This window comes from Achromobacter sp. 413638 (assembly GCF_043119405.1).
Lineage (GTDB): Bacteria > Pseudomonadota > Gammaproteobacteria > Burkholderiales > Burkholderiaceae_B > Achromobacter.
In genome coordinates, this window is the sequence record NZ_JBICCO010000013.1 from 25,786 (window position 1) to 51,206 (window position 25,421).

At 64.6% G+C, this 25,421-nt stretch carries 20 protein-coding genes and 1 tRNA gene; 14 read left to right on the forward strand and 7 right to left on the reverse strand.

Annotated features, from left to right (window positions below; translation table 11 throughout):
- The first annotated feature begins 4 nt into the window (after nucleotides 1-4).
- The 3 genes from folP to ACEU5R_RS07760 all read left to right on the forward strand — a co-directional run bounded on the left by folP (nucleotide 5) and on the right by ACEU5R_RS07760 (nucleotide 3,207).
- Complete coding sequence (gene folP, locus ACEU5R_RS07750) at nucleotides 5-850, forward strand: dihydropteroate synthase (RefSeq protein WP_103275734.1); 846 nt, start codon at nucleotides 5-7, stop codon at nucleotides 848-850.
- Nucleotides 847-2,190, forward strand: coding sequence for a phosphoglucosamine mutase (gene glmM / locus ACEU5R_RS07755; protein ID WP_392409722.1), 1,344 nt, complete (start codon nucleotides 847-849; stop codon nucleotides 2,188-2,190). The genes folP and glmM overlap by 4 nt, the downstream gene beginning before the upstream one ends.
- Nucleotides 2,191-2,403: 213 nt before the next feature.
- Nucleotides 2,404-3,207 carry a GNAT family N-acetyltransferase gene (locus ACEU5R_RS07760; RefSeq protein WP_392409723.1) on the forward strand — a complete coding sequence of 268 codons (804 nt, stop codon included), beginning with the start codon at nucleotides 2,404-2,406 and terminating at the stop codon, nucleotides 3,205-3,207.
- A gap of 276 nt (nucleotides 3,208-3,483) precedes the next feature.
- Here ACEU5R_RS07760 and ppx read toward each other — a convergent pair whose 3' ends face one another.
- Nucleotides 3,484-4,971 carry an exopolyphosphatase gene (gene ppx, locus ACEU5R_RS07765; protein ID WP_103275731.1) on the reverse strand — a complete coding sequence of 496 codons (1,488 nt, stop codon included), beginning with the start codon at nucleotides 4,969-4,971 and terminating at the stop codon, nucleotides 3,484-3,486.
- A gap of 219 nt (nucleotides 4,972-5,190) precedes the next feature.
- Between ppx and ppk1 the strand changes: the two genes are divergently transcribed.
- The 5 genes from ppk1 to pstB all read left to right on the forward strand — a co-directional run bounded on the left by ppk1 (nucleotide 5,191) and on the right by pstB (nucleotide 11,559).
- Nucleotides 5,191-7,266: a polyphosphate kinase 1 gene (gene ppk1, locus ACEU5R_RS07770; protein WP_392409724.1), complete on the forward strand. Its 2,076-nt coding sequence runs from the start codon at nucleotides 5,191-5,193 to the stop codon at nucleotides 7,264-7,266.
- Between the two features lie 396 nt (nucleotides 7,267-7,662).
- Complete coding sequence (gene pstS, locus ACEU5R_RS07775; RefSeq protein WP_103275729.1) at nucleotides 7,663-8,703, forward strand: phosphate ABC transporter substrate-binding protein PstS; 1,041 nt, start codon at nucleotides 7,663-7,665, stop codon at nucleotides 8,701-8,703.
- Nucleotides 8,704-8,827: 124 nt separating this feature from the next.
- Complete coding sequence (gene pstC / locus ACEU5R_RS07780; RefSeq protein WP_103275728.1) at nucleotides 8,828-9,847, forward strand: phosphate ABC transporter permease subunit PstC; 1,020 nt, start codon at nucleotides 8,828-8,830, stop codon at nucleotides 9,845-9,847.
- Between the two features lie 29 nt (nucleotides 9,848-9,876).
- Nucleotides 9,877-10,731 carry a phosphate ABC transporter permease PstA gene (pstA, locus tag ACEU5R_RS07785; RefSeq protein WP_103275727.1) on the forward strand — a complete coding sequence of 285 codons (855 nt, stop codon included), beginning with the start codon at nucleotides 9,877-9,879 and terminating at the stop codon, nucleotides 10,729-10,731.
- 51 nt (nucleotides 10,732-10,782) lie between these two features.
- On the forward strand, nucleotides 10,783-11,559 hold the full coding sequence (pstB, locus tag ACEU5R_RS07790; protein ID WP_103275726.1) for a phosphate ABC transporter ATP-binding protein PstB: 777 nt from the start codon (nucleotides 10,783-10,785) through the stop codon (nucleotides 11,557-11,559).
- 126 nt (nucleotides 11,560-11,685) lie between these two features.
- On the opposite strand, the gene ACEU5R_RS07795 is transcribed toward pstB, so the two are convergent.
- Together ACEU5R_RS07795 and ACEU5R_RS07800 are read right to left on the reverse strand one after the other, a co-directional pair.
- Nucleotides 11,686-13,608: a hypothetical protein gene (locus ACEU5R_RS07795; RefSeq protein ID WP_392409725.1), complete on the reverse strand. Its 1,923-nt coding sequence runs from the start codon at nucleotides 13,606-13,608 to the stop codon at nucleotides 11,686-11,688.
- Nucleotides 13,609-13,793: 185 nt separating this feature from the next.
- Nucleotides 13,794-14,696: a LysR family transcriptional regulator gene (locus ACEU5R_RS07800; RefSeq protein ID WP_103275724.1), complete on the reverse strand. Its 903-nt coding sequence runs from the start codon at nucleotides 14,694-14,696 to the stop codon at nucleotides 13,794-13,796.
- 158 nt (nucleotides 14,697-14,854) lie between these two features.
- Here ACEU5R_RS07800 and ACEU5R_RS07805 point away from each other — a divergent pair, with 158 nt between their 5' ends.
- From ACEU5R_RS07805 to ACEU5R_RS07820, 4 genes are read left to right on the forward strand one after another with little or no spacing between them, the layout of a single operon-like run.
- The gene (locus ACEU5R_RS07805; protein ID WP_103275723.1) at nucleotides 14,855-15,784 is read left to right on the forward strand and encodes an alpha/beta hydrolase; all 930 of its coding nucleotides are present in this window, start codon (nucleotides 14,855-14,857) and stop codon (nucleotides 15,782-15,784) included.
- 18 nt (nucleotides 15,785-15,802) lie between these two features.
- Entirely contained in the window at nucleotides 15,803-17,137 is a 1,335-nt protein-coding gene (locus ACEU5R_RS07810; RefSeq protein ID WP_103275722.1) for an MFS transporter, read from the forward strand.
- A gap of 24 nt (nucleotides 17,138-17,161) precedes the next feature.
- Nucleotides 17,162-17,902 carry an SDR family NAD(P)-dependent oxidoreductase gene (locus ACEU5R_RS07815; protein WP_392409726.1) on the forward strand — a complete coding sequence of 247 codons (741 nt, stop codon included), beginning with the start codon at nucleotides 17,162-17,164 and terminating at the stop codon, nucleotides 17,900-17,902.
- A 10-nt stretch (nucleotides 17,903-17,912) separates the two neighbouring features.
- Nucleotides 17,913-18,731 carry an SDR family NAD(P)-dependent oxidoreductase gene (locus ACEU5R_RS07820; RefSeq protein WP_212314045.1) on the forward strand — a complete coding sequence of 273 codons (819 nt, stop codon included), beginning with the start codon at nucleotides 17,913-17,915 and terminating at the stop codon, nucleotides 18,729-18,731.
- 97 nt (nucleotides 18,732-18,828) lie between these two features.
- Here ACEU5R_RS07820 and ACEU5R_RS07825 read toward each other — a convergent pair whose 3' ends face one another.
- Nucleotides 18,829-19,143: a hypothetical protein gene (locus ACEU5R_RS07825; RefSeq protein ID WP_392409727.1), complete on the reverse strand. Its 315-nt coding sequence runs from the start codon at nucleotides 19,141-19,143 to the stop codon at nucleotides 18,829-18,831.
- Between the two features lie 239 nt (nucleotides 19,144-19,382).
- Here ACEU5R_RS07825 and ACEU5R_RS07830 point away from each other — a divergent pair.
- Nucleotides 19,383-19,459 (forward strand) — tRNA-Pro (locus ACEU5R_RS07830).
- 483 nt (nucleotides 19,460-19,942) lie between these two features.
- On the opposite strand, the gene ACEU5R_RS07835 is transcribed toward ACEU5R_RS07830, so the two are convergent.
- The gene (locus ACEU5R_RS07835) at nucleotides 19,943-20,257 is read right to left on the reverse strand and encodes a hypothetical protein (protein ID WP_392409728.1); all 315 of its coding nucleotides are present in this window, start codon (nucleotides 20,255-20,257) and stop codon (nucleotides 19,943-19,945) included.
- A 119-nt stretch (nucleotides 20,258-20,376) separates the two neighbouring features.
- A complete protein-coding gene (locus ACEU5R_RS07840) occupies nucleotides 20,377-22,146 on the reverse strand; it encodes an AIPR family protein (RefSeq protein WP_392409729.1) in 1,770 nt (589 codons plus the stop codon).
- A 1,017-nt stretch (nucleotides 22,147-23,163) separates the two neighbouring features.
- On the opposite strand from ACEU5R_RS07840, the gene ACEU5R_RS07845 reads away from it, so the two are divergent.
- Nucleotides 23,164-23,955, forward strand: a complete 792-nt coding sequence (locus ACEU5R_RS07845; RefSeq protein ID WP_392409730.1) for a hypothetical protein — start codon at nucleotides 23,164-23,166, stop codon at nucleotides 23,953-23,955.
- Between the two features lie 35 nt (nucleotides 23,956-23,990).
- Here ACEU5R_RS07845 and ACEU5R_RS07850 read toward each other — a convergent pair whose 3' ends face one another.
- A complete protein-coding gene (locus ACEU5R_RS07850) occupies nucleotides 23,991-25,232 on the reverse strand; it encodes an MFS transporter (protein WP_392409731.1) in 1,242 nt (413 codons plus the stop codon).
- Nucleotides 25,233-25,421 lie beyond the last annotated feature (189 nt).

Consider the following 25,421-nt stretch of genomic DNA (forward strand, 5'->3'; position numbering starts at 1 on the left):
AGTCATGGCGAATAACTTTCTTTGCGGGCGCTTCGAGTTCGATCTCGAGCGCCCGCTTGTCATGGGTATCGTCAATGTCACGCCGGATTCCTTTTCCGATGGCGGCCGGCATGACGACACCGACTCGGCGGTGGCGCACGCGCGCGGCCTGATCGCCGAAGGCGCGCACATCCTGGACCTGGGCGGGGAATCCACCCGCCCCGGCGCCGAGCCCGTCTCGGCCGCCGACGAGCTGGCGCGCCTGCTGCCAGTGATCGAGGCGCTGCGCGATTGCGGCGTGCCCCTGTCGATCGATACCTTCAAGCCCGAAGTCATGCGCGCCGTGCTGGATGCCGGCGCCGACATGATCAACGACATCTACGGCTTCCGGCAGCCCGGCGCCATCGAGGCGGTGGCGCAGTCGCGCTGCGGGTTGTGCGTGATGCACATGAAGGGCGAGCCGCGCACCATGCAGGCCAGCCCGCCCGAGTACACCGACCTGATCGGCGAGATCGGCCTGTTCCTGGGATCGCGCGCGCAGAAGCTGCGCGCCGCCTGGGTGGACCCCCGCCGCATCGTGCTGGATCCGGGCTTCGGCTTCGGCAAGACGGCGGACCAGAACTTCCAACTGCTGCGCCGGTTGTCCAGCCTGCGCAGTTCCAGCTATCCGCTGCTGATCGGCCTGTCGCGCAAGAACATGATCGGGCAGGCCACCGGCCGGTCCGTCGACGACCGGCTGCCCGGCAGCATTGCCGCCGCCCTGGCCTGCGTGGCGCGTGGCGCGTCCATCGTGCGGGTGCACGATGTGGCCGCCACGGTCGACGCGCTGAAGGTCTGGCAGGCGGCTGAACAAGGAGCAATTTGTTCATGATTCGACGCAAGTATTTTGGTACCGACGGGGTTCGCGGCGAAGTCGGCGGCCCGGTGATCAACGCGGAATTCGCGCTGCGCCTGGGTTACGCCGCCGGGCGCGTGCTGGCCCGTGAACACGCGGTGCGCGGCGGCAGCCGCCCGCAGGTGGTGATCGGCAAGGACACGCGCATCTCGGGCTACATGCTGGAATCCGCCCTGGAAGCCGGGCTGTCGGCGGCGGGCATCGACGTGCTGCTGGCCGGTCCCATCCCGACGCCGGCCGTGGCCTACCTGACCCGCGCGCTGCGCCTGGTGGCGGGCATCGTCATCAGCGCCTCGCACAATCCCTACCAGGACAACGGCATCAAGTTCTTCTCGGCGCAGGGCATGAAGCTGCCCGACGACATCGAGGCCGATATCGAGGCCGCGCTGGACGAGCCGCTGGGCTGTGTCGGGTCCGAGGGGCTGGGCCGCGCCCGCCGCATGTCGGACGCGCAGGGCCGCTACATCGAATTCTGCAAGAGCACCTTCCCCAACGACCTGGACCTGAACGGAATGTCCATCGTGGTCGACGCCGCCCACGGCGCCGCCTACAACATCGCGCCGCACGTGTTCCGCGAGCTGGGCGCCGAGGTGCACGCCATCGGCGTGCATCCGGACGGCTTCAACATCAACAAGGGCGTGGGCGCGCTGCATCCCGAGCTGCTGGCGCGCGAGGTGCAGGCCCGTGGCGCCCAGGTCGGCATCGCGCTGGACGGCGACGCCGATCGCCTGCAGATGGTCGATGGCGACGGCCGCATCTACAACGGCGATGAACTCCTGTACGCCATCGTGCGCGAGCGCATGCAGCGCGGCAAGGTCGACGGCGTTGTTGGCACCCAGATGACCAACTTCGGTTTCGAGCGCGAGATGCAGCGCCTGGGCGTGGGCTTCGAGCGCGCCAACGTCGGCGACCGCTATGTGCTGGAGCAGATGCAGAATCGCGGCTGGCTCTATGGCGGCGAAAGCTCCGGCCACCTGCTGTGCCTGGACTGCCATACGACGGGCGACGGCATCATCGCCGCCTTGCAGGTGCTGACCGCGCTGCGCCGCAACCAGGCCACCATGTCCGAATGGCTGGGCGAGCTGCGCATGTATCCGCAGAAGATGATCAACGTGCCGCTGGCGCCGGGTCTGGACTGGAAGACCCATGCCGGCCTGTCGGCCGCGCGCCAGTCGGTCGAGGCCGAGCTTGCGGGCCGTGGCCGGATCCTGATCCGCGCCTCGGGCACCGAGCCCAAGCTGCGCCTGATGGTGGAAGCCGAAGACGAGGCGCTGGCCGTGTCCAGCGCCGAGAAGCTCGCGGCCAGCCTGGGGTGATTCCGCTCGGGCGCCCGGGCAGGGCCATCCGCCGCATGACGGCGGGTGGCCCTTCTTTGTTGTTTCCGCGTATTGATTTGTAAAGTTTTGTTGAGCTTTGCGGAAATACCGTCTATCTGCTCCGAACTAAACTTCATAGTCACGTAACATATTGGTCAAGTCTTTGACATACAGGGCGTCCAAACTGACCGGACTCTCTAGGAGCTTCGCGCAATGCTGGAACTAGCACGCATCAACCCAAGCCGTAATGCCGCCGAACCGTGGACGGGCCCCGCCCCCAAGGTGCTGGTGGTCGGCCTGGCGCGCACGGCAGACGAAATCGAGCAGATCCAACGTCTGCGCTACGACGTCTTCACAGAGGATATGGGCGCGGTCTTTCCCGATGCCCAGGACGGTGTCGAGCATGATCGCTTCGACCCGTTTTGCGAACATCTGATGGTTCGCGAACTCGACACCGGCCGTGTGGTGGGTACATACCGCATCCTGACCCCGGAAAAAGCCCGGGAGGCCGGCGGCTACTACTCCGAATCCGAATTCGATCTCTCGGGCCTGGGTCCGATCCGCGACGAGCTGGTGGAAGTCGGCCGCTCGTGCACGCACGCCGACTATCGCAACGGCACCGTCATCATGCTGCTGTGGTCCGGCCTGGCCGAGTACCTGCGCCGTGGCGGCTACCAGTACGTGCTGGGCTGCGCCAGCGTCAGCCTGCGCGACGACGGCGTCACCGCCGCCGAAGTGTGGCGCACCATCTCCAAGCAGCTGCCGCAGGGCGATGAGCCGTATGTCGAGCCGCTGCACCGCTACCCGGTGGAAAAGCTCAACAGCACGCTGCCGGCCCGCGTGCCGCCGCTGATCAAGGGCTACCTGAAACTGGGCGCGCGCGTCTGCGGCCAGCCCGCCTGGGATCCGGATTTCAACGCCGCCGACTTCCCGGTGCTGCTGAAGATGGACGGCATGGACGAGCGCTATCGCCGCCACTTCGGCCTCGATCAACCCGCCCCGACCGGGCAGCGCTGATCATGCGCCGCCTGTTCCGTCGTATGAAGATCAAACTGATACGGCGGGCCACGCGGCCTTTGCGTCAGGAATTGCGGCGTCTGGAAAGGCAGACGGACTTGTCGCCTTTTTGATCCGCTTGAAAAAAAAGCCAGCGTGCCGCGCAAGCGCCACGCTGGTTTTTTTCATAGGCTGGCCGGCGGTTCCGGGCTCGCCCGATCCTTCGCGTTCAAGAATGGAAAAGAAACGCCCCCAAGACCGGGGGCGTCGGAAGCGCGAAGCCGGGCGCCGTCGCCGTCAGAACTCCAGCACCTGGAACGAAAAGCCCACCTTGGACCATTCGGCTTCCTCGGCGCGCAGCGTGAAATCGCTGAGCGGGTGCTGGGCCAGCCATTCCTTGTTCACGCGCACGACGATGGAGTCGCCGCGCACCGACGCGGTCAGCGGCAGCGGCTCGATCTCGCCGCGGCGGCGGAACAGCAGCACGGCCAGGCGCAGGCTGAGGATGGCGGTCCATTGGGCGTGGTTGCGCACCAGCGGCTCCAGCTTGCTCAGCTTGCCCTGGTGGCCCAGCGCCAGCAGCGCCAGCAGCTGCTGGTCGGCGCGCGAGAAGCCCGGCATGTCGGCGTTTTCCAGCACGTAGGCAGTGTGCTTGTGGTACGCGTTGTGCGCGATCGACAGGCCCACTTCATGCAGGTCGGCGGCCCAGCCCAGCGCGGTGCGCAGCTCGGCGCGTTCGGCGCCTTCGGGCATCATGGCGTCGAACAGCGAGAGCGCGGCGTGATGCACGCGGCGGGCCTGGTTCGCGTCCACGTGATAGCGCTTCATGAACTGGCGCACGGATTCGTCGCGCTTGTCGTGCTCGACGTCGCGGCCCAGCAGGTCGTACAGCACGCCCAGCCGCAGTGCGCCGTCGCCCGTGTGCATGACCTCGATGCCCAGCTCGTCGAACAGCGCGCTCATGATGGCCAGCCCGCCGGGCAGCACGTCGGCGCGCTCGACCTTGATGCCGGGCAATTCCGACGGCACGACGCGCCCGGCGCGGACGATGCGATCCTTCAGCTTGGACAGGCCGGCGCGCGTGATGCCGCGGTCGGACATGCCGCCTTCGGTCAGGATGGCGAACAGCGCCTTGGCCGTGCCGGACGAGCCGTAGGCTTCCTTCCAGCCGGTCTTGCGGTACTGCTTGGCGATCACTTCGATCTCGCGGCGGGCGGCCAGCTCGGCCTGCTTCATCTGGTGCGCGTCGATCACGCCGTCCGAAAAGAACTGGCGGCTGTAGCTGACACAGCCCATGTACAGCGAGGACATCAGCGTGGGCTCATGGCCCTTGCCGATGATGACCTCGGTCGAGCCGCCGCCGATGTCGATGACCAGGCGCTTGTTGGGCGAGGGGGGCAGGGTATGGACCACGCCCGAGAAGATCAGGCGGGCTTCTTCGCGGCCGGCGATGACTTCGATGGGGAAGCCCAGCGCGGCTTCGGCGCGAGGCAGGAAATCGCGGGTGTTGCGGGCGACGCGGAAGGTGTTCGTGGCCACCGCGCGCACGCGGTTGGGGTGGAAGCTGCGCAGGCGTTCGCCGAAGCGTTCCAGCACCGCGATGGCGCGTTCGATGGCCTCGTCGCCAAGGCGCTTTTCGGTGTCCAGTCCGGCGGCCAGCCGGACGGTTTCCTTGAGACGATCGATCTGATAGATCTGGGGCGTACCGTCTTGCTGGACGATGCGTCCGATGGAGAGGCGGAAGCTGTTGGACCCGAGGTCCACGGCGGCCAGAAGTTGATCCATGCGGCTCGTGATGATGGCTGTAAGAGTGGCCCGATTATAGATACCTCATGTGACAGTCCCCCCGGATTCGGGTTTTCTCTTATGGAACAGGGGCTTGGCGCGCGCGCGGTGTGATCCATGCGTCCCGGTTTTGTCGTACCCTACGCTTGCAGCATGTGTCACGGAAACGTCACGATTTTGAAGTAAAACCTCACGCTCTCTTCATGTATGGAATCTGGTATGACCACACGCCCGCCCGCAGAGCCCTGGCTGCTGAATCGAGAGTTGTCGCTGCTCAAATTCAACGAACGCGTGCTGGCGATGGCGGAAAGTCCCACGACTCCCCTGCTGGAGCGTCTGCGCTACGTGTGCATCCTCAGCTCCAACCTGGACGAGTTCTTCGAGATCCGGATTTCCAGCCTCAAGGAGCAGCAGCGCCAGTCGCCCAACCTGGTTGGCCCGGACGGCATGACCCCGGATCAAGCCTTCGACAACGTGCAGCGCGCCGTCCATGAACTGGTGACGCGGCAGTACGCGCTGCTCAACGACGAGATCCTGCCGGCCATGCAGGCCGAGGGCATCGCCCTGCACCATGCCTCTGAATGGAACCCGCAGCAGCAGGAATGGGCGCACGAGGTCTTCATCCGCGACGTGATGCCGCTCCTGACCCCCATCGGACTGGATCCGGCGCACCCGTTTCCGCGCGTCTACAACAAGAGCCTGAATTTCATCGTGTCGCTGTCCGGCGCCGACGCCTTCGGCCGCCAGGCGTCGATCGCCGTGGTGCAGGCGCCGCGCGCGCTGCCGCGCCTGATCAAGATGCCGCCCGAGCTGTCCGGCCATCCAGAAGGCTACATCCTGCTGACTTCGCTGCTGCGCGCCTTCGTGGGCGAGCTGTTCCCCGGCCTGGAGATGCTGGGCTGCTACCAGTGGCGCGTCACGCGCAACAGCGACCTGTTCGTGGACGAGGAAGAAGTCACCAATCTGCGCCATGCCTTGCAGGGCGAGCTGTCGCAGCGTAATTTCGGCGCCGCCGTGCGGCTCGAGATCGACAAGATGACGCCGCCCGAGCTGGAGACCTTCCTGCAGCGCGAGTTTTCGCTCAAGCCCGAGGACACCTACCGCGTGCCCGGGCCGGTGAACCTGTCGCGCCTCATGCAGCTGTGCAATGCCAACACGCGTCCCGAGTTGCTGTTCCCCGACTACCGCGCGCCGGTGCAGGCGCCGTTCGACCGCGTCGGCGACAAGCCCGCCGAGCTGTTCGAGGCGGTGGCCGAGCAGGACCGGCTGCTGCACCATCCGTACCAGTCGTTCCAGCCCGTCATCGATTTCCTGACAGCCGCCGCGCTGGATCCGGACGTGATGGCGATCAAGCAGACCATCTACCGCACCGGCGAGGATTCCGAGCTGATGAAGATCCTGCTGGCCGCCGCCCGCGCTGGCAAGGAAGTGACGGTGGTGGTGGAGCTGATGGCGCGCTTCGACGAGCAGACCAATATCAACTGGGCCTCCAAGCTCGAGGAAGTGGGCGCGCACGTGGTCTACGGCGTGGTGGCGCACAAGACCCACGCCAAGATGGCCGTGGTGCTGCGCCGCGAAAAGGGCCGGCTGCGCCGCTACGCTCACCTGGGCACCGGCAACTACCATCCTCGTACCGCGCGCCTGTATACCGACTTCGGCCTGCTGACCGCCGATCCCAAGCTGTGCGAGGACATGGACAAGGTCTTCGCACAGCTGACCGGGCTGGGCGCGCGCCGCGCGCTCAAGTCGCTGATGCAGTCGCCCTTCACCATGCACGAAGGCATGGTCGAGCTGATCCGCGCCGAGGCGCGCGCGGCCCGGGCCGGCAAGCGCGCGCGCATCATGGCCAAGATGAACTCGCTGCTGGAAGAGCAGATCATCGAAGAGCTGTACAAGGCCAGCCAGGCCGGCGTCAAGATCGACCTGATCGTGCGCGGCGTATGCGCGCTGCGCGCGGGCGTGCCGGGCCTGTCCGAGAACATCCGGGTGCGCTCCATCGTCGGGCGCTTCCTGGAGCATTCGCGTGTTTTCTATTTCTACGCCGACGGCGACGAGATCGTCTACCTGTCCTCGGCGGACTGGATGGACCGCAATTTCTTCCGCCGCGTCGAGATCGCCTTCCCGATCTACGACAAGACGCTCAAGAAGCGCGTCATCGACGAAGCCTTCACCTACGCGCTGCGCGACAACCAGCTGTCCTGGCAGCAACTGCCCGACGGCGATTACGTCCGGGTGAAAAGCCGCGCAAAGCCCTTCAACGTGCACCAGTACCTGATGCAGAAGCTGGGCGCGTAGCGCCCCGACAAAGGAGTAGGGACGCTCTGTCCCCATCCTTCCCCCGGCTCCCTTTCACCGTCCGCACCGCGCCCCTCAGCAGCCCGACAACGCCGTTCGAGGCAGAGCCCCCCCAAGCCAGGCCGCGCGGATCCGGCTCCGCCGGTCCGCCGCCGGCACCCCTTCGCAACCCGACAACGCAGTTCGAGGCACGGCATCTCCAAGCGAGGCCGCGCGGATCCGGCTCCGCCGGTCCGCCACCGGCGCCCCCCGGGGGGGAAGCGCGCAGCGCTTCGGGGGGGGACCTAATGTGACTGTCACTAGCCTGTAATGTTGGGCTTCTAACATGCGGTGGTCGCTGAAAGACAGGCAGCAGAAAGCCTGCCAGATCCTCTAACGAGCACAGAAGGAACCAAGATGTTCAACCGTGTCTTCAAGCAAGTTTCCCTGGGCGTCGCGCTGAGCGCCGCCGTGTTCGCCGTGCAAGCCGCCGACGTGACCGGCGCCGGCGCTTCGTTCCCGTACCCGATCTACGCCAAGTGGGCGTCGGACTACAAGGCTGCCACCAACAACGCCGTGAACTACCAGTCGATCGGCTCGGGCGGCGGCCAGCAGCAGATCATCGCCAAGACCGTCGATTTCGGCGCTTCGGACGATCCCATGAAGGCTGCCGATCTGGAAAAGAACGGTCTGCTGCAATTCCCGGCCGTCATCGGCGGCACGGTCGCCGTGGTGAACATCGACGGCGTCGAGCCGGGCAAGCTGAAGCTGTCGGGCAAGGTCCTGGGCGACATCTTCCTGGGCAAGATCAAGAAGTGGGACGACAACGCCATCAAGGCGCTGAACCCCGACGTCAAGCTGCCCTCGGCCGACATCATCGTGGTGCACCGTTCGGACGGTTCGGGCACGACGTTCGGCTGGACCAACTACCTGTCGAAGGTTTCGCCTGAGTGGAAGGAACAGGTCGGCGAAGGCAAGGCCGTCAAGTGGCCCACCGGCCAGGGCGGCAAGGGCAACGAAGGCGTCGCCGCCTACGTCGGCCAGCTGAAGAACTCGATCGGCTACGTCGAATACGCCTACGCCAAGCAGAACAAGCTGGCCTGGACCCAACTGCAGAACAAGGCTGGCAAGTTCGTCCAGCCCGAGCAGAAGGCCTTCGCCGCCGCGGCCGCCAACGCCGACTGGAAGAGCGCGCCCGGCATGGGCGTGGTGCTGACCGACGAGCCGGGCGCCGATTCCTGGCCCGTGACCGCCGCCACCTTCATCCTGGTCCACAAGTCGCAGGACAAGCCGGTGCAAGGCAAGGCCGTGCTGGACTTCTTCGACTGGGCCTTCAAGAACGGCGCCAAGTCGGCCGAAGGCATGGACTACGTGCCGCTGCCCGAAGCCGTGACCAAGGAAATCCGCGCCGCCTGGGGCGAAGTGAAGTCCGCCGACGGCAAGGCCGTCTGGAAGTAAGCCGCAGCAAGGCGGGCGCTCGCGCCCGCCTGCCTTGTCCCGGTCCCGCTCGCGGGGGCCGAGGGCAGGGCGGCCCTGGCTAGACACCCCCGTTTTCCCCTCTGGCCCTAAGGAAAGTCCATCCATGAGCGCGGTAATGGATAATAGTGTGCCGCTTTCGCCCAATGGGGCGGATGATTCCGTGACCACCGGCACGCCTTCGCCTATGAAGCAAAACAATAATGCGCTGATGGATGCGCTGTTCAAGAACCTGACCCGCCTGTTCGCCTTCCTGGTGTTCATCCTGCTGGCGGCGATCCTGGTGTCCCTGGTCTATGGCAGCCGTGAATCGCTGGCCAAGTACGGCCTGTCGTTCCTCTGGCTGAACGACTGGGATCCGGTCAAGCAGAGCTACGGCGCCGTGGTGCCGATCATCGGCACGCTGCTGACCTCGGCCATCGCGCTGATCATCGCGGTGCCGGTGTCCTTCGGCATCGCCATCTTCCTGACCGAGCTGTCGCCCGCCTGGCTGCGCCGCCCGCTGGGCACCGCGGTCGAGATGCTGGCCGCGATTCCCTCGATCATCTACGGCATGTGGGGCCTGTTCGTCTTCGTGCCGGTGTTCCAGCAATACGTGCAGCCCTTCCTGATCGCCACGCTGGGCAACGTGCCCATCATCGGCGGCATGTTCGCCGGGCCGCCGTTCGGCATCGGCATCTTCACCGCGGGCCTGATCCTGTCGATCATGATCATCCCCTTCATCGCGGCGGTGATGCGCGACGTGTTCGAGCTGGTGCCGACCATGTTGAAGGAATCGGCCTACGGCCTGGGCAGCACGACCTGGGAAGTGATGTGGCGCGTGGTGCTGCCCTTCACCAAGTCGGGCGTCATCGGCGGCATCATGCTGGGACTGGGCCGCGCGCTGGGCGAGACCATGGCCGTGACCTTCGTGATCGGCAACGCCTTCAAGTGGTCCGGCTCGCTGTTCTCGCCGGGCAACTCCATCGCCTCGGCGCTGGCCAACGAATTCAATGAAGCGGGCGGCATCCAGAAGGCCGCGCTGCTGGAACTGGGCCTGATCCTGTTCCTGATCACCACCGTCGTGCTGGCCCTGTCCAAGATGCTGCTGGTCCGCCTGTCGGCGGGCGAGGGCAAGAAGAGCTGAGCCCCCGCGCGAACGACAAGGAAAAGATCATGGCTGTCTCCGTACTCAATATGCAGAACGGCATTTACCGCCGGCGCCGCGTGGTCAACCGCATCATGCTGACTGTCTCGCTGTCGACGCTGCTGTTCGGTTTGTTCTGGCTGTTCTGGATCATCCTGACGCTGCTGATGAAGGGCGCGCCCGCGTTGTCGTACACGCTCTTCACCGAAATCACGCCGCCGCCGGGCCAGACCGGCGGCCTGCTCAACGCGGTCATCGGCAGCGTGCTGATGGCCGGCGTGGGCACGCTGATCGGTACGCCCGTGGGCATCCTGGCCGGCACCTACCTGGCCGAATACGGCCAGCGCGGCTGGCTGGCGCCGGCCACGCGCTTCCTGAACGACGTGCTGCTGTCGGCGCCGTCCATCATCATCGGCCTGTTCATCTACGCCGTGTACGTGGCGCAGGTGGGGCACTACTCGGGCTGGGCCGGCGCCATCGCGCTGTCCATCCTGGTGATCCCGGTGGTGGTCCGCACCACCGACAACATGCTGCTGCTGGTGCCGAACAGCCTGCGCGAAGCCGCCGCGGCGCTGGGCTGCCCCAAGTGGCGCATGATCACGATGGTGTGCTATCGCGCCGCCAAGACCGGCATCATCACCGGCGTGCTGCTGGCCATCGCCCGCATCTCGGGCGAGACCGCGCCGCTGCTGTTCACCGCCCTGTCCAACCAGTTCATGTCGCTGAACATGAACGGCCCCATGGCCAACCTGCCCGTCGTGATCTACCAATACGCGGCCAGCCCCTTCAAGGACTGGAACAACCTGGCCTGGGCCGGGGCCACGCTGATCACGCTGCTGGTGCTGGGCATCAACATCCTTGCCCGCAACATGTTCCGCAAATAAGGACCGCTCGCCGGCTCGCGCAGCGCGCGGGCCGCAGCCTAGGGAAACCAAATGGAAAACACCGCCACCGCCGTCAAGAACAAGATCGAGGTCAAGAACCTGAACTTCTACTACGGCAAGTTCCATGCGATCCGCAATGTGAACATGTCGATCCAGGAGAAGAAGGTCACCGCCTTCATCGGCCCGTCGGGCTGCGGCAAGTCCACGCTGCTGCGCACCTTCAACCGCATGTTCGAGCTGTATCCCGGCCAGCGCGCCGAGGGCGAGATCATCCTGGACGGCGAGAACCTGCTCACCGCCAAGACCGATATCTCGCTGATCCGCGCCAAGGTCGGCATGGTGTTCCAGAAGCCCACGCCGTTCCCCATGAGCATCTACGACAACATCGCCTTCGGCGTGCGCCTGTTCGAGCGCCTGTCCAAGGGCGAGATGGACGAGCGCGTGGAATGGGCGCTGAGCAAGGCCGCGCTGTGGAATGAAGTGAAGGACAAGCTGCACCAGAGCGGCAACAGCCTGTCCGGCGGCCAGCAACAGCGCCTGTGCATCGCGCGCGGCGTGGCCATCAAGCCCGAAGTCCTGCTGCTGGACGAGCCGTGCTCGGCGCTGGACCCGATCTCCACCGCCAAGATCGAAGAGCTGATCGCCGAACTGAAGAACGACTACACGGTCGTGATCGTGACGCACAACATGCAGCAGGCCGCGCGCTGCTCGGACTACACCGCCTACATGTACCTGGGCGAGCTGATGGAATTCGGCCAGACCGACCAGATCTTCGTGAAGCCGGCGCGCAAGGAAACGGAAGACTACATCACCGGCCGCTTCGGCTGATGCCGGCCTGCGCGGGCGCCGGGACGGAACCCGCGCGGCGCCCACAAGCCGAGCCTCGCTCCCCCGCATGAACAAAGCGCCTCGGCATGTCCGAGGCGCTTTGCCATTTCAGCGGGGGCCGTCCGCTCAGGACGGTTGTTCGGGGCTCAGCGGGAAATCCCGTTCCAAGCTCTCCAGCCGCACGCGTTGTCGCAGCGGGGGCGCGAGGCGATTGAAGCAGGCCTTGGCGTGGTCGTCATCGCCCAGGCCCAGCGTCAGGTTGGGATACTTGTGCAGCAGCCTCGCGTGATCGCGTTCGTCCAGATCGGGGTTTTCCGCGATCCACAGCTGGCGCAGCCGCGGGTCGGCATCGGGGCCCGCCGTCAGTTCCTCGACATGGGCGCTCGTCAAGCCGCAACCCGACATGATCAGAACCGCAGGCAGGCGTTCCTGGGCGAGCGCGCGCAGCTGTCCGGGGGGGATGTCCGTTTCCGAGATGTCGACTGTTTCCAGCGACGGATGCTGGCCCAGGTCATCCAGATACTCGCCCATGCCCGCGCGCGCCAGCGAGATGTCCGAGACCTGATTGCCGAAGAGGACGCGCTGCCAGGCCTGGTAGGCGGTCTGGTCCTTGAGGAATAGCCGGGTGTCGTCAAGCCAGAGCGTCTGCAGGTCCTTCCATTGAATGTCGTCGTCCTCCGGTGGCTCGATGAACTCCGTGCCGTCGGGGCCCGGCGTCGTTCGCGCCGTCTGCGGCGGCTTGCGGTCGTCCTCCGGGTAGCGGGTGACATTCGTGCCGCTCAGGTTCAGGGCCTGCAACGGCAAACGGTACAGCGCCGGGATGCTGGCCTCCGACAGGTCGGGATTGTCGCTGAGGTCCACCCGGCTCAGCCGCGACGACGCGGGCATCCGGGACGCCGTCAGCTGGGTCGAACCGTTCGAGCCGATCAGGTTGCTCGAGAGGTCCAATGCGGTCAGTTTCGGCATGCCGATCAGCGCGTTCGCGCCTTTCCCTGTCACGCCGTTCGATGCAAGATCGATGGTCTTGAGGGAGGAGGATTGTGCCAGTGCGATGGCGTCCGCATCGTTCGCCTGGGCGCGCCATGCCTGTACCGACAGCAATCCCGGATGCCGTCCCGCCTCGGCCAGCAGTGCTTTCGTCGGCAGCGCATCGCCGATGATCGCCAGCGCGCGCAGGGAACGAGGCAGGGCGATGGGCTCGTCGTGCGGCTGCAGGCCGGATGCGGAGTTCAGACTCAGCAGTTCGATCGGGAGCTTCTGCAATTCCTGCAGGGCGTCGCGAGTCAGGTTCACGCCATTGAGATAAAGCTCGGTTGTTTCCCGGGACAGCAATCTGATGTGCTGTGCGGTAATGGTCGAAACATACTCTTTGGACAGGAGCGCCACCTTGCTCGAGCTCCAGCCCGCCAGGTCTTTCTGAAACTGAGTCAGTCCGGGATTCTGCGCGGGTTGTTGCCTGGGACGCGCGTAGAGGACAGGCACGCTTTCGTTCTGCGGTCGAGGCGCGGAGCGGCCCGTTGGCTTCGACGGCGCCGGAGCGGGCTTGCCAATGGATGGGGCTGGCTGTTGCGTCGACGGCGTCGGCTTGCCGCCGGCTTGTGTCTTTTGCTGGTTCCAGAAGTTCCTGGCCGCCTGGGTGCCGCCGGCGGGCGCGTCGGCGGGTTGCGATGGCGCCGGGGCCGGCTTGCCGAACGTAGGCGGCTTGGACGGGGGCGGCGACGCATCAGCCGGGGCTGCGCCTGTCTTCGGACTGTTTTGCGGCGGTCGCGAAGCCGGTTTCTTGGCGGATGCGGCGTCCTGCTGCGCCCAGAAGGTCTTGGCGGAGCCACCGGTCCCGGCTGGCGGCGCGTCGGGAGCGCCGGTTCGACCCGAAGGCGCTGGCGATGGTTTTGGGGATGCACCGGATTTGGGCTGGAAGGGCTTTGGCGGCACGCGGTCCGTGGCCGGTTTGGCTTGCTGGAAGCCAGCTCGGTTGTTGTCGGAGGCTTCCTGGTTTTTCCGTGTGGGAGATGGGGAGGGACCCGTGGCGGGCAGTTTTCCGATGGTCATGCGCAGCTCTCCAGAAGGGGGCTCTGGTGAGTGACCGTCGACCGGGACCGGGTTCCGGGTTCCGGGTTCCGGGTCCCGGTCGACGAGACTGACAGCGGGCGGTGGCGTTCCAGGAGCAGATCGTCAAGGAGATCGCGCTATGGCGCGACGCGGGCGTCAAGGTGGATTGAACGCAGCGCCCTGTTTCAGGCGGCCACGCCGTGGCGTTCGGCGATGCGCAGCAGCAGGGCGTCCAGTTCCTGGATGATCGGCCGATGGTCGTCGACCCGGCGCACCAAGGCCGACGGCATTGCCGGCAGGTCGATCTCCACGAAGGCGATCTCGGGCGTGGCGTAGTAGCTGGCCGCGCGCTTGGTCAGCATCAGCAGGCCCTCGCGCGTGTTGACCGCGGCGATGCCCTCGCGGATCGTGCGGATCACCGGCCCGTCGCCGATCGGGCGTCCCTTGGGCGTGTGGCGGGGAAAATGATAGTCCTGCCATTCCTGGTTCACCGAGCCGGGCACCATGCGGACCAGGCGCTCGTCGCCCAGCACTTCCGGATCCAGCAGCGTGAACGCAGTGAACGGATGGTCGTGCGGCACGCACAGCATGCGCTGGTCGCGCAGTACGATCGGACCGTGGCACAGTCCGTCCGCGCCCAGCGGCAGCCGGCAGAACGCCACGTCGACCGAGCCATCGGCCACGGCGGCGTAGTGGGTGACATAGGTCAGTTCCACGAACTCCAGCTCGACGCTGGGGTGGGCCGCCTTGAATTCGGACACCAGCGGCCGATACAGCTCATAGAAACCACCGCCCAGGAAGCCGATGCGCAGATGGCGCGGCTTGCCGGATGCCTGGCGCCTGCAATCGTCGATGGCGCTCTTGAGCAGGATGACGGCGGGGCCCGCGCCCCGTTTCAGCGTCTCGCCCAGCGGCGTCAGGGCCACCCGGCGGCTGCTGCGTTCGAACAGCGGGCCGCCCAGCGTCCGCTCCAGCGCCTTGATGGCTTCCGATACCGAGGACTGACTCATGTGCAGCGCATCGGCCGCCCGGCCGAAGTGCAGGGTTTCGGCGACGGCGAGGAAGCAATCGAACTGGCGCAGATCCATGGGGCGGTCCTTTCCGGCGCGGGAGAGGTGAGGATTTTATCAATCGGAAATCACGATTGATTTGATGAATAATACCGCTTGTTCCCCTCTGGCGGCATGGGCAGAATTCGGCCCTTGCATCTGTTTTTATCCCAATACACAGCGCCAAGGAGAGGGGAATGACCGAATCGCGCACGCCGCGGCCGGATCTGGAAAAATCGGCAGAGCCGATTGAATTCGTGGTGGAAGGGGACCGCGTGCGCGGCACGCTCTACCTGCCGGCGCAAGCCCGCGGCCCCGTCGGGGCCGTGGCGCTGGCGCACGGCTGGTCGATGGTGGCGGGCGGCGACCTGGAGGACTACGCGGCCGCCATCGTCGAGCAGGGCCTGGCGGCGCTGACCTTTGATTTCCGCAACCTGGGCCGCAGCGACGGCCAGCCACGCCAGGAAATCGATCCGCAGCGGCAGATCCAGGATTTCCGCGCCGCCATTTCCTACCTGCGCCGCCGTCCCGAGGTGGACCGCGAGCGCATCGGCATCTGGGGCAGCAGCTACAGCGGCGGCCATGCCCTGACCGTCGCCGCCATCGACAAGCGGGTCAAGTGCGTGGTGAGCCAGGTGCCCACCACCAGCGGCTTCCTGGCGGCGCAGCGCCGCGTGCGCTACGACAAGGCGCTGGTCCTGCAGGCGGCGTTCGAGGCCGACCGCGAAGCGCGCGATGCGGGCCTGCCGCCCGCCACGCTGCGCATGGTCGATGCCGATCCCGAGGCGCCGGTGGCGTATCCGGGGCCCGACTCCTATGCCTACATGACCGGCGAAGCGAAGCGTTGCCCCGCCTGGGTCAACGAGGTCACGCTGCGGTCCCTGGAGCTGGCCCGCGCCTACGAGCCCGCCGCGTACATCCGCCGCATCGCGCCCACGCCCCTGTTGATGATCGTCGCGACCGGCGACGGCCTGACGCCCGCCGATCTGCAGCAGGAAGCCTTCAACACGGCCCACCAGCCCAAGCAGCTTCTGCTGCTGCCGGGCGGCCATTACTCCGTCTACACGGAACATTTCGAACGCACCCGCCGCGCGGCCGCCGACTGGTTCGCCCAGCACCTGCGCTGACCCCTCAAGGACAAGACAATGACGACAATAACAATGGAGACACAAGACCGCCGGCGCCGCCTGGCTTCGCTGCGCGCGGCGGCCGTGGGCAACGCCCTGGAGTGGTTCGACTGGACGCTGTACGGCACGTTCTCGGCCTATCTGGCCATGAACCTGTTCGATCCGTCCGATCCCACTTCGGCGCTGCTGGCCACGTTGGCGGTGTTCGCCGGCGGCTTCCTGGCGCGGCCCGTCGGCGGCTGGCTGTTCGGCCGCATCGGCGACCGCTATGGACGCAAGTTCACGCTGGTCCTGACGATGTGCCTGCTGGCCCTGACCAGCCTGGCCATCGCGGTGCTGCCGACCTACGGACAGGCGGGAGTGTGGGCATCTGTCCTGCTGTTCCTGTGCCGGCTGACGCAGGGCCTGGCGCACGGCGGCGAGTCCGGCGTGGCCTATACCTACGTCGCTGAAATCGCGCCGGCCAAGCGGCGTGGCCTGTGGTCCAGTTCCGTCTTCGTCAGCGTGACCGTCGGCGTGATGGCGGCGACTGGCCTGGCCGCCCTGCTGACATCCTGGCTGGGCAAGGACGCGATGCAGGCCTGGGGCTGGCGCGTCGGTTTCGCGGTGGGCGCGTTGCTGGGCATCTATGCGCTGTTCCTGCGCCGCAGCGCCAGCGAAAGCGATGTGTTCGAGCATCGCGCCGAGCCGGCGGGCGGCGTGAAGGTGTCGCGGCGCCAGGCCTTGCTGATCGTGCGCAACATCATCATGATCGCCGCGGCCTCCAACGCCACCTACTACACCTGGGTGACTTTCGCGCCGGCCACCGCCATCGCGACCCGGGGCATGGATCCGTCGGGCGCCTATACCGCCAGCCTGATCGCGCAGCTGATCTGCCTGCTGTGGCTACCCGTGTGCGGCTGGCTGGCGGACCGCTACGGCCGCAAGCCGATGGTGATGGCGTTCGGGCTGGGCGTCGCGCTGGCCGTGTTCCCGGTATCGCATCTGGTCACGGACCAGCCGTGGACCCTGTTCGTGGCGCAGCTGATCGGCCTGCTGGTCTGGGCGCTGCTGGCGGCCATCTTTCCGGCGGTGGTGGCCGAACAGGTGCCGACCGGCGCGCGCGCCATGGGCGTGGGCTTCATTTCCTCGCTGTCGGTCGCCATCTTCGGCGGCACGGCGCCGTACATCAACACCTGGCTGGGCGCGCAGGGATTGGGCTGGGTCTACACGGCTTATGTGGGCGCGCTGGGGCTGATGGCCTTCGCGGGCGGCTTCCTGATCAAGGAGACCGCCGGCGTGGATCTGAACGCCATCCGCCTGCCGGGCGAGCCTACGCGCGAATCCGTCGCCAAGCGTGCGGCCTTCAACTGAATTCCAACTTCTACATCCATTTCTATGAGCAACGTAAATTATCTGGACCTGGCAGGCAAAGTCGCGGTGGTCACCGGCGCGGGCGGAGGCATCGGACGCGCGGTGGTCGCGGCGTTGAGCAAGCAGGGCGCGCGCGTGGTCGCCACCGATCGCGACCTCGCGGCGATGGCGGGCGTGGATGCGGATTGCCGCGAACTGGACGTGACCCGGCCCGCCGCGATTCGGGCGCTGGCGGACGCGGTCGCGGCCGAGTATGGCGCGCTGGACATCTGGGTCAACAACGCGGGCTACATGGATCGCATGCCCGCCCTCGATCTGGACGAGGCCGCCTGGCAACGCACGCAGGACATCAATCTGAAGGGCACGTTCTTCGGCGCGCAGGCGGCCGCGCGGCACATGGTGGCGCAGCGCAGCGGCGCCATCATCAACCTGTCCAGCTATGCCGGCGTGAAGCCGCGTCCGAACTGCGCGGACTACGCCAGCGCCAAGGCGGGCGTGGCCCATCTGACGCAATGCCTTGCGCTGGAATGGAGCCCCCTGGGCCTGCGCGTCAACGCCATCGCACCGGGCTTCATCGAAACGCCCATGAGCAGCTGGATGCATGCCGATGCGGCGACCCATGCCGAATACATCGGCCGCCTGCCCGCGCGGCGGCTGGGCCAGCCCGCCGAGATCGCGGACGCCGTGCTCTACCTGGCTTCGCAGGCCTCCGCCTATGTGACCGGCCATGTGCTGCTGGTCGATGGCGGCGTGTCCAAGACCTGAGGGGCGCGCCATGACGACGCAATCCTATTGGAGCGGCAAGGCCGCCGTGGTGACCGGCGCGGCGCGGGGGCAGGGCGCGGCCGCGGCCCTGCGCCTGCTGCGGGCCGGGGCCATCGTCCATGCGCTCGATGTGCTGCCGGAAGACGACGCAACGTGGCACGCGCTGCGCGCCGAGGCGGGCGCGGACGCCGGGCGTCTGCGGGCACGGGTGGCGGACGTGGCCAGCGAAGCCGACTGGCGGGCGCTGGCCGTTGAAATCGAGCGCGAGGGCGCGCCGCTGTACGGCCTGGTCAACAACGCGGGCGTGACCCTGCGCAAGACCGTGACGGAGACCTCGCATGCCGAATGGCGGCGTTTGCTGGACATCAATCTGGACGGACCGTTCCTGGCGATACACGCGCTTGCCGGCTTGATGCCGGCCGGCGCGTCCATCGTCAATACCTCGTCCACCGCCGGCCTGACCGGCTACTTCAGCGCGGCCTATACGGCCAGCAAGTGGGGCTTGCGCGGCCTGACGCGCGCCGCCGCGCTGGAACTCGCGGGACGGGGCATACGCGTGAACACCGTGTGCCCGGGCCTGGTGGAAACGCCGATGATCATGCAACCCAATGCCGTGCACGACGCGGGCCGGGCGCGGCTCTTCTATGAAGGCAACCGCGACGCCACGCCGTTGTCGCGCGGCGCCGATCCCGACGAGATCGCGGCGGCCGTCATGTTCCTGCTGGGACCGGACGCCTCGTTCATCACGGGCGCGGACCTGCCGGTCGATGGCGGCATGACGGGGGGCGGCGTGTACTGGCGGATCGGCAAGGCCACCGGCAATCTGTAGCCGCCTGACCTGGCGCTGGATGGCGGCGCGGGGGCGCCATCCGAATGCCGCTATCCGAACGTCCCGAAGTCGCCGAACCGGGGCGCTCGCGCGGACACTATTCTCCCTGGGCCTGGTGAGCGACTTCGGCCGCGTACTCGGGGCCGCGACGCATGCGCAGGTAGTTCGCGTAGGCCTCGCGGTACTCCGCGCTGTAGATGTCCGGGCCGCTTTCGCCTTGTTCCAGCTTGTCCAGTCCGGCCCGCTTCCAGAGCGCCAGGTCGGCCTCGACTTCCGCCCGCGACTCCGGCCGGGCGATCGCGTTGTCGTAGCCCTGGCTGGGCGCGCCCGCGCCCGTGGGCGCCGCATGGGCCTGGACGCCCACGAGAGCAATGGTGATCGACGTAATGGCAGTGGCTAGATTCATCTTCATGGCAGGATCCTCAATCATGGGCCAGGAGCGGGAGGCAATACGGCTTCCGTAAGGCTCCTGACATCGAGGCTTCACTTTGCGCCGATTGCCGCAGCGGATAAATGCCTGTTCAGGGAAAGAGCTTTCAATAAGACGGGGCAATGCGCCGCGCGCGCCGCCGTGCCGCCAGCCGTGCGCAGGCCGGGGCCCGCCCGGCGGACGCCGGAACGGGCGCAGTATCTGGTATAGTTCCCACCCTTCGGGGCGTAGCGCAGCCTGGTAGCGCATCTGCTTTGGGAGCAGAGGGTCGCGAGTTCGAATCCCGCCGCCCCGACCAATTAAATCAAAGGCTTAGCTCACATTCTGAGCTAAGCCTTTGTGTTTTGGAGGCCAGCGCCATTCGGATCTACCGTCGGGTGCCTGTTTGCTGGGTGGTGGGCGGCCTGTTTTCGAGCCAAGCCGCTACCTCCCGCGCACGCTATCCAGCAGACCGAGCGGTGTGCCTCACCGGCGCGGGGAAATCCTTTTGCTAGATCAGCTCATAAATCGTCGACTTCGATAGGTTAATGACGTTGACGAGATCCGCAGGCGATAGACCAGTTGATCGCTCATGAACATTCATTCTCATCGCTAGCGCTCGCGCGTTTGATATCGCGGCGCGGCTGCTTGTGTTGGCGTGGGTGGCCGGGCCAGTCCACACGGCTGAAAGGATGGGGATGGGGTTGAGCGATGCCAGCAGCTCGCCTAGCCACGTTATCGCCGCGCCAAACGCCGCGGTAACCTGCGCCCAGATGTCCGCGAAGAACGCTTTGGTCGGCGTCTAGCATTGGTAGATGAAATATGTGGCAGTCGCAATGGTCATGCTCGCCAAGCCAATGGGCTTGCCGAGCAGCAGCTTTCCGACAGATACGATGGTTTTGCCCAGCCGGCCAAAGCCGCCTTTCTCCAAGTTGGCCAGGCCCCCCATCGCGCTACCTCCCTGGATACCGAGCATCGACAAGCCGTAGCGCACGACGACGAACGACCGGAGCACTGCGGCCATCGCCGGCGCCAACGCTCCAAAAATTGCGACCAGACCAGCAATGGCGGCGGCCGCCGCGATCAACGCGGTGGCCATGCGCGGATTGGCCTTCATCCACTCGCCTAGGCCGTTTCCGACTCAAGCCTGCGTCATTCTGCGACTAGCGCTAGTACTACCGCGTGGAGTGATTATCCCCCCTCGCGCAAGCGACACAAAAAGACGCAGCCAGGTCGTCATTTTTTTCCGCGAGTCACCGTCGAGGGCCGATGGGGTATAGCTTTGTTCGACGCGTTTCTTTGTGCTTGCATCTTGCATCGCTTCAAGACGTGCTCAGTGAACCCTTCAGTCCTCAGGATGGTCGCATCCAACGAGCCTCCAGCGGCGCGGTTTACAAGAGCGGCTGCCTTACGGAAAAGCCCCTCTGATTCCGTGTTATCCCACAAGGCGTCGATCATGATGCGACACTTCCGTTCCATATCGTTAGAGTTCATTCGTGGGAGGGGGGCAGGCATCAATTGCCACCGGAGTGCCAACAAGATTTCGTATCGCGCGGCACGGAAATCCTTGTCTAGAAACTGGTTTCTAAAGAGGTACTCCAGACGGTACATCGCGAGCGCTGCGACATAGTAGGGATCAAGTTTATCGTTCGCGCCAAATAAGTCCTTGCCGGCTCTATCAAGAATTCTGCGGTAGCTCTTCGTCGCTCTGTGAGGTTCTTCCAGAAACATCGAAGCAAATGCGCGTATCAAACTGCCCGGTGTCACGATCCGCGTTTTCTCAACACCGGTGACACTGTGATATTGACGCGAACGACGTTCATAGTAAAGCCGCTGGGGCTCATCAAACGAAGAAAAAAATGCCTCAAGTTTTTTCTGAAAGCTGGATAGCGCCAGAAGTTGCTCTTCTCTCACCTCGGTTTGCCTATTGGTGGCGACAATTATCGAAGCGATGACATCGTCATCCTTGGTGGCTATAAGTCGAAGAGGCACCATAACCGTGGAATCCAATACCTCCCGCCGATCAAACAGTACATGACTCGTCTGGCAGCCGTTCACGATTTGATAGTCTTCAATATAAAACCGGTTGGCCGTTGCTCGAAGTGTTTTCGCAATAATGGTGACGCCATTATTCATCAAGGCGAATCGCGAGCGTGAGGTGGGATCAGCAAGAGTGCCTCGCATCTCTGAATTGACAGCGTTGAAGTCCTGCCAGTCACGCACATTGTCGTAAAAGATGCCTTTGAGAATATCGCCGCGTGTATCGGAAATTAGAGGGAGAAATTCCGTCGCTGGCAATAAACCAATATATGCCTCCGAAACCGCCGTCACGGTTGGTACAACGGTCCGCAAGGCAAACTCAAATTCCCTGGAGATCGAGTTTTTGGATTCGCGATAGATGTCTTGGATGTCATCCGCGCCCAATGGGATGAAGTCGACGGTAGCAAACAGCTTGGTGTCGAGTAGCTCTTGGACGGCGGAATTTTTCCGCGCAACAAGGTTTCCGTCCTCAACCCAAGTCCCCGTTGTGACGTAAAACATTTTGCACGTCGGTCGTCCTCTTTTAAAGCGACTGCTATGGTTGTAGATTGTGGTCATCAGCTGCGCGGCGCGGTTTAACTGCCTATTACGCTGCAGTGCCGGTTTTTCTTTGAAGAAGTCGCTGACGCCGAAAGAGAATTGTCCGATTTTGGCCATGTCGAAAGATGACGATCTTTCTGCTTGGACGAAAAGAAATGACGCTTCAATATGCCCACTGTTGGTGACTAGTTCGTCAATTTGGGCTGCGTCTTCAATGAAGACCCCGTTCACCACTATCGCGAGCGCGTCGATACCGGTGTCTCCCCCTGAACCGATGACCAAGTCTGCAATTTCGTCACCATCGCCGAGGTGCCGCCCAATAGTGAGGTAGGCAGCGAAATGCTCGAACTGACTATCTTCGTCAAGCTTTTCTAGCCCGTGCTCGGTACTAAATTCATTTAGAAGCGATTTCGTTACTCTATCCATGATGTCCTTAGCGGCGGGGCTAATGATCGGCTGTCAGTTGGGCGGTCTCCGGCGAACTCGGAGCATTGCTAGATGTTAGCGCTTCTCCGGCTCAAGTGGGCGTCTGAATGTTGGGTCCGAACTGCCTCCCTTGCACTCGATTTTTTGCGCAGAGTTAGAGAGAGGCTGGGAAAAGTCTAGCGTTTTCAACTGGATCTGAAAATTACGTGGAAGGTGCTGATTTACATGAATAATCTTGATTGTATTCAAAGCCTGATATCAAACTTCTATAAGGTTAGGGTATAGAAACCTAATCGGGTTAAGCTTTGGTTAGGAACAGGTTCGGTTTTCCGAAACGTCGAAAACCCGCATGAATAAAGGCGCTCCGGCCGATTCCCCATGGCTGGTTAGGAAGGTTAGGTTTTCCCACCCCCTCCCGAAACATTGAAAAAGCCCTTTGTCACGCCAGTTTTTGATGTGCTCGCCGTCGTCGCCCTGGATCCTGGACGGCGCTGAGGCTGGCCGCGGCGGTCGGCTGCAGTGCGCCGGCCCGGTGCTGGCGCTGCAGGTGGCGCTGGACGTGGCCAGCAGCTCGCGGCGGTGGCCGGCATGCTTGCCAGCATGTAGCAAACGCAACGATGTTACGGCGCGGGAGTACCGCGTTTCGGAGGACAGGGAAAAAACGGGGAAGGGCGGACCGACGCTAGTGCTACAAAACTACTCAGAATATTGGCAAAACCCATTGCTTATACGGCTCTCCGGCCTGTAGGGTTCGCCGTTAACTGGTGTGCTCACCTTATCGCCGTGAGTCCTCAACCACGAGGCGGCGACTGGCGGCGTGCTGGCCAGGTTCTGGCCCTGCAGGTCCAGGCCCGCGCCGGCAGCAGCACGTGGCCGCCGCCGGCGGGGCCGGCCAGACGCTGGCACTATGGGTCATGACATGGCCGTTGCGGCAGGCACTACGGGCCGCCTTCGATATGTGGACCATCCGATGTCCGTATATGCTCGCTCAATTCTTGGTTTTCAAACGTTAGGATCATGGGCAATAAGAAAAGACGCCTGCAGGCATTCTTGAGGGAACATCCAACCTGTTGTTATTGCGGTGGAATGCAGCCAGCTACCACCGAAGATCATTGGCCGCCTCGGTCGGTGTTCGATGAGCGAAAATGGCCTGCGGGCTATGTATTTCCTGCATGCCAACGCTGCCAGCAGGCTACGCCAGATGATGAAGCCCTATTTGCACTCTTGTGCCGTATCACGGCGCCTGGTGACCAGCCAATAGCGTATGAGGCGACCTACCGGCTCATGATGGCGATGAAGGAAAAGGAACCCGAGATTTACAGATCGTTTCTACCCTCGGCAAATGAGAAGCGACGTTGGTTCCGAGATCACGGGGCATCCTTGCCGCCAGGAGTCGCCACGACCGAGATCCCGATTCTTTCCTTAAAGCACCCCGAAGTGAAAGCGAAGCTGCGACGCTGCGCTGCCAAACTATTTCTCAGCCTCCATTATCACCACACCAAAAAGATACTCCCGGCGGCCGGCGGCATGGTCTTAGCAGGGTTCAGCAATGCCGTTTCGATTGAAGAGGCGGGGCTCGAGCTGTTGGCCAACATGACCACCAAAGTTCCGCATCTTCGCTGGCAGCAGGTGGATGTGACCGCGCAGTTCAATTACCGTTACAACGCTGACACTGAAGACGGATCCGTTTCTGTGTTCATGGCCCAGTTCAACAATGGAATTGGATTCGGTGCAATTTGCGTTTGTGATTTGTCGCGTATCCCTGATATTGCCAACGAGACGTTCATTCGTCCCTTTGGCGTCCTTTGACCGACGTTTCCTTGTTGACGTTGGCAGCGCTGCGATCAGGTGCTGGTGTCGTGGCTGACTTGATCTCGCGTAACCAGACTTCCGGATCGTCGATTCGCCCTCACGGCGTCATAGACTGTCAGGACAACGCCCAGGCCCAGGCCCGCCAGGAAGACGGTCGCGGCCAGAGTGGGCTTCCCTTGCGCGAGCAGTGTCGCCGCCAGCGGGAGGAACGACAAAATGGACAGGTTGTTCAAGGTTTCCGCCGCCGCCAGCGCCGCGCCCTTGTCGCGGTCCGAGCGGTTGGCCAGCACCGTGGTGGCCAACGGGGCGCCTGCCCCCAGGGATGCTCCCCACGCGGCCAGACAGGCGAGCGCGCCCCACAAGGGCAAGGGCGGCAGGTAGAACGCGGCGACCGATGCGAAGAGCAGCACATTGGTGATGACCAGCGCGCGTTCCTCGCCGGAACCCAGGCGTCGCAGCGCGCCGGCGGAAAGATTGCCCACGGCGAGTCCGATGCCGAATGCGGCCGTGCTCAGTCCGACCTGGGCCACGTCCAGGGCATAGCGCAGGCGCAGGACTTCTCCCGACAGCAGAAAGGCGGCGACACCCGTCCCGTTCCACAGTCCCTTGGCGAGCAGGGGGTGCGCGATGTCCGGCTTGCGCAGCCATCGCAGCGGGCGCTGCGCGGCCGGAACCGTCGCCGCCGTTGGGGCGCGACCGCCGGGCATGGCCATGCGGCCGACGAGAAAGGCGGCGAGGCAGCCCGCCGAGACCAGCAAGAAAGGCGCGCGCCAGCCTATCCAGCCGGTGAGAACACCGGCGATGGCCGGGCCGGTCGCGATGCCCGCCGTCATGCCGAGCATGACGACGCCCATCGCCGCCGCATGACGCTGGCGCGGCAAGCGTTCGGAGACCAACGCGAAGGCGTTGGGAATGATGACGGCCGAGGCCAGGCCGCCAAGAATCCGCAGCGCCACCGCTATTTCAAAGGTGGGCGCGAGCGCGATGCCCAAGCCGTCCAACGCGAACAGGAACAGGGCGATCAGCAGGAGTCGACGCCGTCCGATGCGGTCTGACAGATGTCCGAAGACGGGCGCGGCGAGCGCATACGCAAGGGCATAGCTGGAGACCAGCCAGGCGATCTGGCCGGAATCGACGCCGAAGGCGCGACCGAGCGGGTCCAGCATCGCCGAGAGCATGAACTCGCTCGCGCCGACGAAGAACACCGATATGGAAAGCATGGACAACAACGGGCCGTTGTTGCCCGCAAGAGCAATCGTTTTGGAATGGGGCATGCCTTTCCTCGTGTAAACACGTGTGGGGAAGGGGGGAAGCGTGGAGGGATCAATGCCGCCAGGGAGGCGGCGCGTCACCGGGACGGTGGCGCGGAATGACGGAGTGCGCTTGGCAGGGGTGGCCGCAAGGACCGGAGAGCATCAGGGCCGGCGGCGCGCCGGATCAGATGCGCCATGATAGGTGCTTGC

What these genes read in the sequence shown, in the direction of transcription:
- ACEU5R_RS07760 (WP_392409723.1), top strand. Translation starts at nt 2,404, where the DNA reads ATGCTGGAACTAGCACGCATCAACCCAAGCCGTAATGCCGCCGAACCG.
- ACEU5R_RS07795 (WP_392409725.1), bottom strand. Translation starts at nt 13,608, where the DNA reads ATGACCATCGGAAAACTGCCCGCCACGGGTCCCTCCCCATCTCCCACA.
- ACEU5R_RS07850 (WP_392409731.1), bottom strand. Translation starts at nt 25,232, where the DNA reads ATGCCCCATTCCAAAACGATTGCTCTTGCGGGCAACAACGGCCCGTTG.
- pstA (WP_103275727.1), top strand. Translation starts at nt 9,877, where the DNA reads ATGGCTGTCTCCGTACTCAATATGCAGAACGGCATTTACCGCCGGCGC.
- pstC (WP_103275728.1), top strand. Translation starts at nt 8,828, where the DNA reads ATGAGCGCGGTAATGGATAATAGTGTGCCGCTTTCGCCCAATGGGGCG.
- glmM (WP_392409722.1), top strand. Translation starts at nt 847, where the DNA reads ATGATTCGACGCAAGTATTTTGGTACCGACGGGGTTCGCGGCGAAGTC.
- ACEU5R_RS07800 (WP_103275724.1), bottom strand. Translation starts at nt 14,696, where the DNA reads ATGGATCTGCGCCAGTTCGATTGCTTCCTCGCCGTCGCCGAAACCCTG.
- ACEU5R_RS07815 (WP_392409726.1), top strand. Translation starts at nt 17,162, where the DNA reads ATGAGCAACGTAAATTATCTGGACCTGGCAGGCAAAGTCGCGGTGGTC.
- ppx (WP_103275731.1), bottom strand. Translation starts at nt 4,971, where the DNA reads ATGGATCAACTTCTGGCCGCCGTGGACCTCGGGTCCAACAGCTTCCGC.
- ACEU5R_RS07820 (WP_212314045.1), top strand. Translation starts at nt 17,913, where the DNA reads ATGACGACGCAATCCTATTGGAGCGGCAAGGCCGCCGTGGTGACCGGC.
- ACEU5R_RS07825 (WP_392409727.1), bottom strand. Translation starts at nt 19,143, where the DNA reads ATGAAGATGAATCTAGCCACTGCCATTACGTCGATCACCATTGCTCTC.
- pstS (WP_103275729.1), top strand. Translation starts at nt 7,663, where the DNA reads ATGTTCAACCGTGTCTTCAAGCAAGTTTCCCTGGGCGTCGCGCTGAGC.
- ppk1 (WP_392409724.1), top strand. Translation starts at nt 5,191, where the DNA reads ATGACCACACGCCCGCCCGCAGAGCCCTGGCTGCTGAATCGAGAGTTG.
- ACEU5R_RS07805 (WP_103275723.1), top strand. Translation starts at nt 14,855, where the DNA reads ATGACCGAATCGCGCACGCCGCGGCCGGATCTGGAAAAATCGGCAGAG.
- ACEU5R_RS07810 (WP_103275722.1), top strand. Translation starts at nt 15,803, where the DNA reads ATGACGACAATAACAATGGAGACACAAGACCGCCGGCGCCGCCTGGCT.
- ACEU5R_RS07845 (WP_392409730.1), top strand. Translation starts at nt 23,164, where the DNA reads ATGGGCAATAAGAAAAGACGCCTGCAGGCATTCTTGAGGGAACATCCA.
- pstB (WP_103275726.1), top strand. Translation starts at nt 10,783, where the DNA reads ATGGAAAACACCGCCACCGCCGTCAAGAACAAGATCGAGGTCAAGAAC.
- ACEU5R_RS07835 (WP_392409728.1), bottom strand. Translation starts at nt 20,257, where the DNA reads ATGAAGGCCAATCCGCGCATGGCCACCGCGTTGATCGCGGCGGCCGCC.
- folP (WP_103275734.1), top strand. Translation starts at nt 5, where the DNA reads ATGGCGAATAACTTTCTTTGCGGGCGCTTCGAGTTCGATCTCGAGCGC.
- ACEU5R_RS07840 (WP_392409729.1), bottom strand. Translation starts at nt 22,146, where the DNA reads ATGGATAGAGTAACGAAATCGCTTCTAAATGAATTTAGTACCGAGCAC.